This is a genomic window from Microcoleus sp. AT3-D2 (assembly GCF_036705715.1).
Lineage (GTDB): Bacteria > Cyanobacteriota > Cyanobacteriia > Cyanobacteriales > Microcoleaceae > Microcoleus.
In genome coordinates, this window is the sequence record NZ_JAUBVE010000052.1 from 36,192 (window position 1) to 48,918 (window position 12,727).

12 protein-coding genes are annotated in these 12,727 nt (G+C 45.7%); 5 read left to right on the plus strand and 7 right to left on the minus strand.

Translation table 11 applies throughout. The annotated features are described in order from the left end of the window. Positions 1–106 precede the first annotated feature (106 nt). The 4 genes from QUB44_RS20320 to QUB44_RS20335 all read right to left on the minus strand — a co-directional run bounded on the left by QUB44_RS20320 (position 107) and on the right by QUB44_RS20335 (position 4,479). Positions 107–1,708, minus strand: a complete 1,602-nt coding sequence (locus QUB44_RS20320; protein ID WP_333370222.1) for a metallophosphoesterase — start codon at positions 1,706–1,708, stop codon at positions 107–109. A gap of 674 nt (positions 1,709–2,382) precedes the next feature. Next, a complete protein-coding gene (locus QUB44_RS20325) occupies positions 2,383–3,438 on the minus strand; it encodes an alpha/beta fold hydrolase (protein ID WP_333370224.1) in 1,056 nt (351 codons plus the stop codon). A gap of 262 nt (positions 3,439–3,700) precedes the next feature. Beyond that, the gene (locus QUB44_RS20330) at positions 3,701–3,847 is read right to left on the minus strand and encodes a type II toxin-antitoxin system HicB family antitoxin (RefSeq protein WP_445299911.1); all 147 of its coding nucleotides are present in this window, start codon (positions 3,845–3,847) and stop codon (positions 3,701–3,703) included. A gap of 89 nt (positions 3,848–3,936) precedes the next feature. Then, positions 3,937–4,479 carry a hypothetical protein gene (locus QUB44_RS20335; RefSeq protein WP_333370229.1) on the minus strand — a complete coding sequence of 181 codons (543 nt, stop codon included), beginning with the start codon at positions 4,477–4,479 and terminating at the stop codon, positions 3,937–3,939. A 169-nt stretch (positions 4,480–4,648) separates the two neighbouring features. Here QUB44_RS20335 and QUB44_RS20340 point away from each other — a divergent pair, with 169 nt between their 5' ends. Further along, positions 4,649–5,203: a hypothetical protein gene (locus QUB44_RS20340; RefSeq protein WP_333370231.1), complete on the plus strand. Its 555-nt coding sequence runs from the start codon at positions 4,649–4,651 to the stop codon at positions 5,201–5,203. 452 nt (positions 5,204–5,655) lie between these two features. Here QUB44_RS20340 and QUB44_RS20345 read toward each other — a convergent pair whose 3' ends face one another. Beyond that, positions 5,656–6,495 (minus strand): PIN domain-containing protein, encoded by an 840-nt coding sequence (locus tag QUB44_RS20345; protein ID WP_333370233.1) that lies wholly within the window; start codon positions 6,493–6,495, stop codon positions 5,656–5,658. Positions 6,496–6,514: 19 nt separating this feature from the next. Then, the gene (locus QUB44_RS20350) at positions 6,515–6,961 is read right to left on the minus strand and encodes a helix-turn-helix domain-containing protein (protein ID WP_333103939.1); all 447 of its coding nucleotides are present in this window, start codon (positions 6,959–6,961) and stop codon (positions 6,515–6,517) included. A gap of 311 nt (positions 6,962–7,272) precedes the next feature. On the opposite strand from QUB44_RS20350, the gene purB reads away from it, so the two are divergent. Then, a complete protein-coding gene (purB, locus tag QUB44_RS20355) occupies positions 7,273–8,568 on the plus strand; it encodes an adenylosuccinate lyase (RefSeq protein ID WP_333198176.1) in 1,296 nt (431 codons plus the stop codon). Between the two features lie 301 nt (positions 8,569–8,869). Further along, complete coding sequence (locus tag QUB44_RS20360) at positions 8,870–9,595, plus strand: M15 family metallopeptidase (RefSeq protein WP_333370235.1); 726 nt, start codon at positions 8,870–8,872, stop codon at positions 9,593–9,595. A 74-nt stretch (positions 9,596–9,669) separates the two neighbouring features. Here QUB44_RS20360 and QUB44_RS20365 read toward each other — a convergent pair whose 3' ends face one another. Then, on the minus strand, positions 9,670–10,509 hold the full coding sequence (locus QUB44_RS20365) for an SH3 domain-containing protein (RefSeq protein WP_333370237.1): 840 nt from the start codon (positions 10,507–10,509) through the stop codon (positions 9,670–9,672). A 245-nt stretch (positions 10,510–10,754) separates the two neighbouring features. Here QUB44_RS20365 and QUB44_RS20370 point away from each other — a divergent pair, with 245 nt between their 5' ends. Then, positions 10,755–12,122, plus strand: coding sequence for an NACHT domain-containing protein (locus QUB44_RS20370; RefSeq protein ID WP_333370239.1), 1,368 nt, complete (start codon positions 10,755–10,757; stop codon positions 12,120–12,122). Between the two features lie 81 nt (positions 12,123–12,203). Further along, on the plus strand, positions 12,204–12,476 hold the full coding sequence (locus QUB44_RS20375) for a type II toxin-antitoxin system HicB family antitoxin (RefSeq protein WP_333370241.1): 273 nt from the start codon (positions 12,204–12,206) through the stop codon (positions 12,474–12,476). Positions 12,477–12,727: the final 251 nt, after the last annotated feature.

The window sequence follows — 12,727 nt, forward strand, 5'->3', positions numbered from 1 at the left end:
TGCGATCGTTCGGCTCTCGATCGCCTCTAGCCTTAAAAAAGCGGAAACCGGAATCGGTCAAAGTCCACCTGTTTAAGGGCGATCGAAACTTGCAGAAAAACGAAAGTTAAATCACAAAAGGTTCGATCGATATCTCCTGCCATTTCCCCTCAAATCGTTCGACAACCATAGGTCGGATGCGGAACTTCGGGGGACACCCATCGAGAACATCAATCCGCAAACACGAATAAGGACGGCGTTTGTGGGAACCTTGACCGCTGCGGCCGACAAATAGCAAAGACTCCGCTACCCGCCGGCTAGCTGTTTCGGAACCAGACTGCCGCGCCAACCGATAAGCTTCAGGACTCAATGCTTCCTCCAACATCGGCCCTTCCGGGCGCTGGCGGCGGAGACTGTGCCCGCTTCCCCCGCAGACAATCCAATTAATCCCAGAGTCACCGTGTCCAGTATCCCCAGTCCGCAGGTATTCCAAACAGTGAGCGTGGCCAGTCAGCACCAAATCTACTAGCGGACGCCCCTGCGCCGCCTCCCCAACGGCATCGGCCACCCCATCGAGTACCTCGCGCAATCGCAACCGAACCGCCAAAGTTTGAGCTTGATTCCACTTTGTCGCCTCGGTCACGTAGGGGGGATGGTGCAGGTAAATTACCCGCCCCCGCACCTCGGAATCACGCCAAGAGTTAATCAGCCTTTTTTTCAGCCATTCGAGCTGTTCAACGTCGGTAGCGGCTGTTTTGTCGGGGGACAGTTGTTTGTCAATATCCATCAACATTTCGTCAACTTGCTCTAATTTGGCGGCCAAGTCGTCTAGCTGTTCGGCTTCCTCGGGAATTTGGGGGTTGAGCCGATCGCACATTTCGAGCATTACCAATTTTTCTTGTTCCAACTTCTGGCGATCGAGTTCCAAATTCTGGCGGCGAATGTCGCCCTGTTTGGTTTTCGGGATCGGTAAGGGCTCGTTGAAGGTGTTGGAGTCGAGGGCGAAGAAGTCGATGCCGCCGCTGCGAAAGGTGTAGTAGCGGTTGGGTAAGCGGGTAAAGCGTCCGGGTTGGTAGCGGATGCAGCGGCCTGTGCTGGTGCTGGCGGTGTAGTGGGCGTCTAAGTGGCGATCGAGTTCTCCCGGCATTTTGTGAGCTTGCAGGTAGTCGAGAAAGGCTTTGGCGTAGGTATTTCCGCGATCGGAACCGCGCCAGCCGACATCGAGATCCAACTTGGAACCCAACAGCCGGCGCAGCGGCAAAGCTGTCGCCGACAGAATGCCGTAGACTATGGGCAAGTCGTAATAGTCGTGGTTTCCCGGTACGGGCAAAAACGGAAAGTTAAACACCATGCGATCGTACGCAATGCGAGAGGGATGCTCGCCGCCGACTATAAATTCTCGGTAGGGGCGAATAAAGTTTTGCAAGTAATATTCGCTGGAACCGACGAGATAAACTACATCGCCGGTGTGGAGGAGGAAACGGCAAGTTTCGCGTTCGGAGACCATCTGTTCGGCAATCTGCCGCTGGGGATTGTGGCCGCGGTGATTGCCCGTGCCGCTGTCGCCTACGACTAAAAACGAAAACTCAGGAGAGTCGGTGGTTTGAGATTCCAAAACCATCCGAGTTTGGTCGATTCCCCGATCGACGATCGACTGTTCTTGCCACCGCACCCGCTCGTTCATTTTGCGGATTTTGACTTTTATTTGCGGGTCGGAAACGAATTTCAATTCACCTCTTCTCCAAAATTGCTGAGTTCCTAGTTAATCATAGTGTAGCGATCGGGGGACTTTTTACCTCTCTCTAAAAGCTGAAAATCGAGGTGCGGGTACTCAGAAACCGGGTTTTTTACGAGAATACGGCGTTAAAACCGACAGCAACGGCAAAAAACCCGGTTTCTTTGGTTTTGATGCGCGATCGCCCCGTCTCTCAACTCAAATAAGATTTTGTACGAGGCGGTGCTGTTTGTTGTTGCCGAGGACGAGGGCATCAATCAAGGACGTGGGAAGATAACACTAATAATGCTAGCCAACTACAGCGAACTCTAAATACGAGAGAGTAATTATCGCTCTTTGCGGTTTGATTAGATTGAGAGTTGGAGCTTTAGTTTTACCTAGTTAATAGCTGACACTCTTCTCAAAAAAACGAATAAGTTAATCGATATTTATTCACCAGTTATTAACTATAATTGCTTCTAATCCTTATGCGATCGTCACATCTAGGTTAAGCCAACTGGCTGTGCAAATTATGCACAATTGAGTCCCAGTGAGCCATTCAGGTTGTGCCGAGATCTCTAGTGTTTTTGCGAAATAGTTTTAACGTTCTGCACTAGATCGATTAAACCCCCTAATCATTTCCTCCCTGCAACTATTGCCGAGGAGTGTTCAGGTTTTATTTGATAATCTTAATCAACACTCAAGGCATCGAACCACTGTAAAATCCGATTCCATGCCCACCACCGATCGCTATCAGCAAATTCATTCTGACAACGTTTACTACTGATATACCCAACATGACCGCCGTAGGCTGTCAGCCCTAATTTTAAGGCTGGATTGTTCGCGCTAATGGCTTGCAACTCAGAGACAAGCACCGGATCAAACATCGGATCATCTGCTGCATAAAGGATGTAAGTGGGTTTATTGAGGTGAGGCAAAATGTGTAGAGCGCTGCTAGCCTCATAGTATTCTTCCACAGAGGAGAAACCTAACGGGCCAATTACCAGTTCATTGTCAAAGCCCCAAATGCTGTTGGCGCGTTCAATAGCTGCAGGATCGATCGCCCCTGGATGCGATGCGGCGATCTGTTTTGCTAGTTTTTTTAACTGTCGCGCGATCGCTTTTTCTAAAAATTTCCCCCACTCATCTTTAACTAGATAAGACAGAGAACGGTTCGAGTCTAAGCTGGGGCAAATCACCGCCGCGCCTGCTAGTTCTGACTCTTCGATCCCTAAGTCAGGTCCCCAATCTGCGATCGTCTGAGCTGATTTTACGGCCCACAAAGCTAATTGTCCGCCCAGAGAATAACCCGTGAACCAAAAAGGCGCGGGACATCCCATTTCTTTAGCAGCGGCAGCAATCCGAACGAAATCTTCGCCTTCGTATAGGCCATCAGAAGTCAGGGTGGGAGAGAGTTGGGCAGTTTTGCCGTGAGCTCGCCAGTCAAATAACACCACTGCACAGCCTTGGGCATAAGCTTTACGGCCTAATAGCTTGAGATACCATTGATTATCCAGATCGCCAGTAATACCGTAAGTGCCGACAATGGTATATCGGGGATTTTCGGGGATGGCAACCCAGCCGAAAATCGGGACTCCACAGGCACCCGTAAAGATGTGTTCTCGGTAAGGGGGTTCTGGGAGAGCGATCGTCTTTTCCCAGCGGCGACTAGCCCTTAATGCGGTGTACAACGTCATTAATAGGCCGTTGTTCAGCAGCCAAGGTGGAGTATAGGCAATGGTCATAAGCGGATGTGGGAAATGTCTGTCTTGTTGATGGGATTTTTTTACTTGACAGGTTGGCTATTCTAGCGAATAACCCTGAAAATCGCAATACTTTTTGAGTAAATGCACTCAAGGGCGAAGTCAAGCCAAAATAATAAACAGGACTTACGCAGGCACGCTATATGTAGCGTGCCTGTGTTTAAGCGATCGATCTCGCCCCGCTTAGCAGAGTGTATCGGTTTTGCACTTATTCCATATTTAACTGATATTGCTATGAACAAATTTAAGCAGCCTGAAATAATCGTTCTAGCTTCTTAGTTGCTGGCAATGGTTTACCTTCAGCTTGACAACTTTCGATTAGTAAGTCTAGTACCTCTCGCCCATTGTAGATAGCTTCTTCATAATAATCTCCGTGAGTTACTGGTTGCATTAGATCCTCAAATTCAGGCAAAAACACGACAAAGCATCGATCTGCTTCTGACCATTGGATAACAACTGTATATTTCATGATTAATTAACTTATCGCATTTTTTGTTCTACTTCTTCTAGGGACAAATCGAGAGCTTGGGCAATTTGTTCTGCCGTTAAGCCAATTTTTACTAATCGCGGTATCGTTTCTAGTTTAGCTAGCTTTCGCTCAGTTTCAATACTGTCATCCCTATCGTTAACCGGTGTAGGAGTTTCCCTAACTATAGATTCAAATTTTTCCAATTCATATTTTTCGTTATTTTGGGAAGGATTACGACAGAGGTTAATATTACCACCCACCACAGAATTTCCAATGATTTGATAGTGAGAGTTATCTAATCCCAATCTTTCAATAGAACCACGAAAATTTGACTTATTCAAATCTTCTCCCAACGCTTCAGAAAGAATTTGCCAAAGTGCGTAAGCTTCATCTTTTGCATGACCTCGCGTACATTGATATTCTTTCGCAATATCGGCGTATTTATGACCGTTGATAACGCCTTTAATAATTGCTCTTTGCAGACTATCGAGGTGTTTACCTGTTTGAGCGAAAACCAGTTCGTCTAAATATCTCAACACCTCTGTTGCGTCCATATTTTGCTACTTAAATCCTACTCTATCCGTCATTATCCGCTAAAATCCGCCCGTTGTAAATATTCTTAATCAAACTCCCGTCTTTTTCCGCCATTTTCCGCCACTCAACAATTCTGATACCTTTGAGATTCGGGGAATAATGTAAAAAAGATTACTCCAAGATGAAGCTATGCTCAAAAAAGTAACAATCCTATGTTTGGCAATGATTGGTTTCTCGACGATTCCTGTATATGCTGAGGGTGTGTTTTCAACTTCCAACTTAAAGATTGCCGATGTCAACATTTCAGTCAACAATGAACGTAAAGTTCTCACTAAAACTGAGGCAAGTACGGGAAAATGGTTAGGTGAACAGAAGTTGGGGCAGTTCTATGGCATGATGTGGGTGCCTGAGCATAATGTTCTTTTTGTAGCAGGTGTTTTAGAGGGTGGAAATCGACCTGTACTGGTCAAAATTAAATCCACTGGTGGCGGTGGGCGGAATATGTTTGCCGTGAAACCAGATGGCGGCCCAGTTTCTGGATATAACTATCGATTGGGTTCGCAGTTCATGCAGGTCAAGAATATGAGTTACAATGGCAGTTTGCAAGTTGACAACGGTTCAGGGGTTGTCTACCGGATTGCAGGTGTAGGTGGTAGTGGGTACAATATGTTTGCGCTCGTCAACGAAACAACTTGTCAGAGTCTACCAAATTATCGTTATTTTACGGGTTGCAGCTACTACTAATAGCAGGGCGATCGCATTTTGTCACCTAGTCATTTCTTCACCAGACACTCCTGAGATGAATGATGTAGATGCGATCGCACTTATTTTACCAGTCATCCAACTAACTCAAGGGACGCGATCGGTCAGTAAAAATGAAATAGTATGCGTTTGGATTTATAATCCTTGGTATTAACAACTTTACGCAATCTGCAATCGTTTTCCCAACTTCTGAGGTTCTGGTAGAGGTTTGCCATCTTCTTGATAAAGTTAAATCAATGTTTCTAACAATTCTTGTCCGTGTTTTGCCGCTTCCTCGTAAGTGTGTCCGTGAGTGCAAGGCTGCATGACATCGGTAAACTCAGGCTAACTGACAACAAAAAGTCGATCTTCTTCTGACCAATTGACCAATGGATGATGAGACTGTAATGGCTATTCATTCTTCTATCTCCTTCAGCTTCTGCAAATCGGTTATTTTAATCAGCTTCTTGCTCCTCAACCGTATTTATTGTTGATTCTCGATCCAAGCTTTGAGCAAATATTTGGAATGCTTTGATATCCTCTGATGAGATATTCCCCTCAATTTCCTCATTCTGAAATCGTAGAATTTCACCTCTACCATCTTTCGCAGTAATTGTAAGCGTTTCTTCTTGCTGCCAAATACGATACCGCTCTCCCTCAAGAAATTTACCGCCTTCGGGTATTTGTCTGCCGTAGTTCCTTAAGACTGTTTCCGCAGTTTGCACAATATCTAGACTATATTCATATAACAAAATATCACTAGCAAATTTGGGCATACCTGCTTTTTTTTCCAAAAATTCAAGTAATTCAGCAATAGTCTTCGGAGGTTTTTTGTACCTTTCTGACTGTTGCCGTAATAATCTCACTACTAAGTCCGGGTATTCGTCAAATAGCTCGCTCATAAACTCATCAGGTGACAGCGATTTGATGTTCCAAGGAGCTAAATCCTTTTCTTTGAAATCCGCTAGATTGCTGGTAACAATGACATCAGCCTTGGCTGTTACAGCAGCAGCAAGAACATGACGGTCTTTAGGGTCATTTTTCATGATTTGCTCTAAGCCGACAGGTACTTCAATTATTGCTTCGGGAAAGGCTGCATTGATTTCCGCTTCAAGATGGATTGCTTTCTCCTGGCATAATATCCCTTGGCGGACAAGGTTGCTCATTGCTTCATCAAGGATTTTCTGCGACCAATACGGTAAATACAGACCAGCCTCGGCGGTGGAAAGCAGAGTATCGCGCAGATACATAGGAAACAGGACACAAGCATCGAGGACAGCACTAAGCTTAGACATATTAATGTTGGAATTATTTCTATGCCTCGTACAAGCCAGCTTCTTCGGTCATCTCGATTAGCCGATCCAAGTGTTTGCGACGTTTGTTGTCTCGATGTTCTTTATATAAAGTTAAATCCTCCAAACGAATACGTCGATGCTTTCCTACTTTGATACAAGGAATTTCTCCCTGGTCTAGTAACTTGACCAGAAATGGTCGGGATACATTCAGAATATCAGCAGCTTCTTGTGTTGTCAGTTCGTGATTGTGAGGTACTAGAGAGATAGCTTGACCTGATGCCATTGCACGCACGACCTGACGCAAAATGCTGTAGACTGATTCAGGAATTACTATCTCTTCTCCGTTACTTCCGACTAATTTTGGTTGTGCAAATTCGTGGCTGAGAATCCGATCTAATTTTGCTATTTCTTCTTGTTTTTGTTCGGGAATCAAAACAGACTCAAGCGATGCTTTTTGGTTCAACATAATTAATCTCTTTTTTGATGTGATTGTTTTTGAAGCACAGGGTCAATATTTTATGCCTCAGCAGACAGAATCTGCGATCGGGGAAAACCTGTGCAGGCATTGCTGGAAGGGGTTTGTAAGTATTTGGCCGGCATATACTTGGTTGTTTCCTTCACGATAACACTTACCCTGCCATAAACGCAATATCCGAAACAAACGAAATATTCAAACTCAGAAGAGGGATAGTTCGATCGCCCGAAATTCCCCCTCCCGACTGAAGACGGATGCTTCGCAGATGTACAATAAGACGATCGCATTCCCCAACTCCCACCGTGATAGAGCGCTACACCTTGCCCGAAATGGGCAACATCTGGACTGAAACCGCCAAGCTTAAAAGCTGGCTGCAAGTAGAAATCGCTGTCTGCGAAGCTCAAGCCGAACTCGGCTACATCCCCGCCGCCGCAGTCGAAGAAATCAAAGCTAAGGCTAATTTTGACCCCAAACGAGTCCTCGAAATTGAAGCCGAAGTCCGCCACGACATGATCGCATTCTTGACAAATGTCAACGAATATGTAGGCGATGCCGGCCGCTACATTCACCTGGGCTTAACCAGTTCCGACGTGCTCGATACCGCTTTGGCGCTGCAATTAGTCGCTAGCGTCAATATCTTGTTAGAACGTGTCGAAGAATTGAGTCAAGCTATTCGCTATCAGGCTCAACAGCATCGCAATACCGTCATGGTTGGCCGATCGCACGGAATTCACGCCGAACCCATCACCTTTGGCTTTAAACTAGCAGGATGGCTGGCAGAAGTCTTTCGCAACCGCGCCCGATTGGTGAATTTGCGATCGTCCATTGCAGTCGGCAAAATCTCCGGCGCAGTCGGAACCTATGCTAATATCGATCCGCGAATTGAAGCGATCGCGTGTCAAAACCTCGGACTCGAACCCGATTGTGCATCGACTCAAGTCATTTCGCGCGATCGACACGCCGAATACGTCCAAACCTTAGCACTCTTAGCAGCATCGATCGAGCGTTTTGCAGTAGAAATCCGCAACCTGCAACGCACCGACGTTCTCGAAGTCGAAGAATTCTTTTCAAAAGGGCAAAAAGGCTCATCCGCCATGCCCCACAAACGCAACCCGATTCGATCGGAAAGACTGACAGGAATGGCGAGAATCGTCCGCGCCAACGCCGTCGCAGCCTTAGAAAACGTTGCACTTTGGCACGAAAGAGACATCTCTCACAGTTCCGTAGAACGGATGATTTTGCCCGATAGTTCTACAGTCACTCACTTCATGTTAGTAGAAACCACAGACTTAGTAAAACACCTGCTAGTCTATCCCGAAAACATGAAGCAAAACATGAACCTTTACGGCGGAGTCATCTTCAGCCAGCGAGTGATGTTAGCCTTAGTAGAAAAAGGCACCAGTCGCGAAGACGCCTACAAAATTGTGCAATCTTGTGCTCACGAAGCTTGGAACAAACCGGGCGGCAATTTCTACAATTTAATTGCTAAGGACGATCGAGTAACAGCTAAGATGACAACCAAAGAAATTGATGATTGTTTCGATCCGCAGTATCAATTGAGGCATTTAGATTTAGTGTATCAGCGCTTGGGAATTTGAGGATAATTAACAATTAAAAATTACTCAGAGAGAGAGAAGAGATCGAGCGTTCTCGCGCTTGTCCCACAGTCCGCCGGGGTTGAAACCCCCGTCTTATAGCTAAAGTCGGTTAAAACCGACTGAAAGACTCATAAAATAAAAGTTTTAGAGAAATATTTCAGTCCTCTTCAGAGGACTTTAGCTATGAGACAGGGGTTTCAACCCCTGTCGGTCTGGCGGGATGACAGACAACACGAAAAGCACGAAAATTTCCCAAGATAGGAAATGTAAAAACTCTATTAAATATCCACTTAACACAGCTATGAAATTAAACCGATTTACAAAATATTTAATTGTATTCGTTCTAATATTACTATCTACAACCACACTGCATTACACAACATTTGTCCGCGCCCAGGAGCCGCCACAAGTGCACATTACCCAACCAGAACCAAACCCAGTAGTACCTGAAAGTATTTTCATGAGTCAACTTCCCCGTTCGGCACGACTGGTTGACATCCGCACCGTAAATCCCAACATTCGCCTCGATATCCGATACGCCACTACTAACAATTTCTTGAAACGAAAACTTTACCCTATATCGAAATGCGCTTTGAGAAGTTCTGTTGCTCAAAAGTTAGCGCTAGTTCAAACAGATTTGGAAAAAATTGGATTGGGTTTGAAAGTTTACGATTGCTACAGGCCCTTCTCTGTGACTAAGCAAATGTGGGAAGTTATGCCAGATCCGCGCTATGTTGCTAATCCTGCTAGGGGTTCGCGGCACAATCGCGGTGCTGCTATTGATTTGACTTTAGTCGATCGCACCGGCAAAGAATTGGAAATGCCAACACCTTACGATGATTTTACCGAAAAAGCTCACGGAGATTATCAAGGCGGCAGCGCCGAATCTCGGAAAAATCGTCAAGTGCTTAAGGATGCGATGAAAAAACACGGATTTATGAGTATCACAACTGAATGGTGGCACTTTGATTCGGAAGATTGGCAGAAGTTTGCGATTTTGGATATATCACTTTCCGAGATTCCTTAATTATACTATTTATTAAAAGTCGCAGATCCGGTTAGGGAGACGGCACTGCCGTCTCCCTAAATATGTCAGAAAACTTATCGTAATTTAACCGAAAATTCGTATTCGTATCCCCGGAAATTTGAGTTTAGTTCTAATGTGTAATTGCCAGTTACTGGCACTTTTCCAGTCCACTCTGTTTCATTGCCTTGATAAGCATCTCCTGCTAAAAGCTTGCCACCAGGAGTTATAATTTGGGGGAAAACATCTTTGCGATTCCTAACAGTCATAGTTTGACCCTTAGCGGCGCGAATTATGTAAGAGTGGGTGCCGCCGCCGATGATTCGACCTTTAACAATTGCCTCATCTCCTCCCCGCCGAAAATTAATCTGCTGGTTGACGTTAGAACAACTGCTTTCGGTGCGGTTTTTGGCAATCCAACCGGGCGGATCGTTAATTCGCAGCCAACCGTTTTGTTCTTCGACGACTGAAACAAAGGTATTATTTTTAAGTCTTCCTACTATGTTGCTGCCCCTTACTTGCGGGATCGATCGCACATTTAGCGGTGGATTCGGATCGCTGACTACAGCTTGGCTGATTTTGCAACCCGAATTTGGCGGTGTGACAACTACTGGCTCAACTTTTGGCCCAGAAACTCCTGCAACTAGCGAGGATTGAAGTGCTGGGGTTTTTGCAGGTTGGGGTTCGGATTTCGGAGATTGTGCGGCCTGGGTTTGTGCTTGCAGAGGTTCTGGTTGCCGAGATTCAAGGTTGTTCGTCGGCCCTGCAATCTGGTTTGTGGTGGATGCCGGTGATTCTGCAAGGGGAGGATGGGATTGTTTCATCGCACCCGACTGTATAGTTGCAACAGCCACTCCCACCGCTGTTGCCACTCCTGCTAAGCTTACTGTGATGATTTGACCCTTCGTAAATGGCATAAAAAACCCTCTCTGTATCTATACTAATAATTTTTGTTTGGGAGTTGAGGCGATCGCCAGTTAATTTATAGTGGAAATACCTAGTGCGGGCCACAGGGTCAGGATTTTTATATAAAATTTTACATGGATAATTGTCGCAATAATTTGAGTCAATATATACTGGACGCCTATACTGATGGTAATCTTGCTCTGGGGTATTTGCGCGCAAATTTGCGAAAGTAAGCGTTCAGCGCGAGGTACATAAAATGTCAAAATTGATTCCTCTGAGATTACAACCGCCTCGCGATCGATTGTTGGAGGAGGTGAAGCAGGAAGTCCAAGCAGGACGATCGCAGTGTTTGCACGCTGCTGTGCTGGCTAACCTCAGCCAAGACTCGTCGGCTGTTGGTGTTAACCGCTGTTGGGATGTGGAAGTGAAAGCGGGGAACCGTCCGAGTTTTCGGCTTCCTCCCAAAGCAAGCATTGCTAAAGTGTTCGATCGCACCGGCGGCAAATTGGTAATTTTGGGAGCGACGGGTGCAGGCAAAACTACGACGCTGCTAGAATTAGCTCGGGTGTTAGTTTCCCGCGCCCAAAAAGATGCTAGTTTGCCAGTACCAGCGCTGTTTGAACTCGGATCGTGGAAAGCAGAATCCGGGGCGATCGCAGATTGGTTAATTGCTCAACTTCACTTCAAATACGGCATCTCTCCTGCTGTTGGCAAAAAATGGCTTGCCGAACAACAATTGCTGCCTCTCCTCGACGGCTTGGACGAAGTAGAAACCGACCGCCAAAATATCTGCATTCAAGCAATCAATCAGTTTGTTGAAAGCGAATTTAAACCCAAACATTTAGTAGCTTGCAGCAGTTTTGAAGCTTACAAAAACTGCCAGACTAGATTTCGCCTGCAAGCAGCGGTTTTATTGAAACCTTTAACAGAAACTAAAATTCAGAATTATCTGCTAGAAGCCAGAAGCCGCGAACTTTGGTACAGCATTGAGCACGAGCCGGAGTTGTTGAAATTGGCAAAAGTTCCCTTGCTTTTGAGCATGATGGCTTTGGCTTACGACGATATTTTAATTGAAGCTTGGAAGCGCATAACTTCCGCAGAAGAACAGCGCAAATATTTGTTAACTGCCTATATTCGCCACCAAATGACCGGGCAAGTCAAGCAGTATCCCAGAGGTAAGGAACTGCGGCCCGAACAAATTCGCCACTGGCTGGGATGGTTGGCGAGAAGGATGGAACAGCAAGGAATTCAAGAATTTTACCTCGATCGCATACCGTCTAGCTGGCTGCAAACAGCCGATGAACGGCGCAAGTATCAGTTTGGAGTTAAGCTGGCTGGCGGGCTGATTTGGGTGATTTTGGGATTAATTGCCACCCTAATCTCCGGGTCAATTTGGGGAATAGCTGCGGGTGCTGTTGCTGCGGTAATTAGTGCTTTGTTGCCGGGAATTCCGGGGATTGAAAGGTTTATATTGCGCCTAGTTATGTGGTCTAACGGCTACATTCCTTGGGATTACAGGCGTTTTCTCGATGCTGCGACCGATCGCCTGCTGCTGCAAAAAACTGGCGATCGGCGTTATCGATTTATTCACGATTTGTTGCAAAAACATTTTTCGGAAATCTAAATCCCGGAACTTGACAAAAACAAATATAATGGATGTAACTGTGAAGGAGATTCCAATATTCGACAAGCAAAAGGAAACTCAATGACTGTAAAATTCATTCTGAGCGAATACGTTGACAAAGCGATGGCTGAGGCTACGTATGACAAACTTGAAGATCATAGCTTTGTTGGGAAAATTCCTGTTTGCAAGGGAGTCATCGCCTTTGGTTCAACTTTAAAAGAGTGTCAAAATGAGTTGCGATCAACTTTGGAAGACTGGATTTTGCTAGGGTTGAAATTGCGACATCGAATGCCCGTCATTGACAATATTGATTTAAATCAGGAGCCTAGCCTTGAGCCGTTGGACACCTTGTAAGCGTCGAGAGTTCATCCAGAAATTACAACAGCTAGGCTTTTCTGGCCCTTTTTCTGGAAGTAAGCACCAGTTTATGATTTATCAGGAGTATCGATTAACGATTCCCTCTAATGATGAGTATTCTGTCCCTCAGCTACGGATGATGATTCGAGAGACCGAGGAGATTATAGAAAGCAGGGCTATTTCATTCTAAACAGCTTCTTCAAAACGTCTAGACCATAGCCCGCGAGCCGTTGTGCCTGTGCCATATT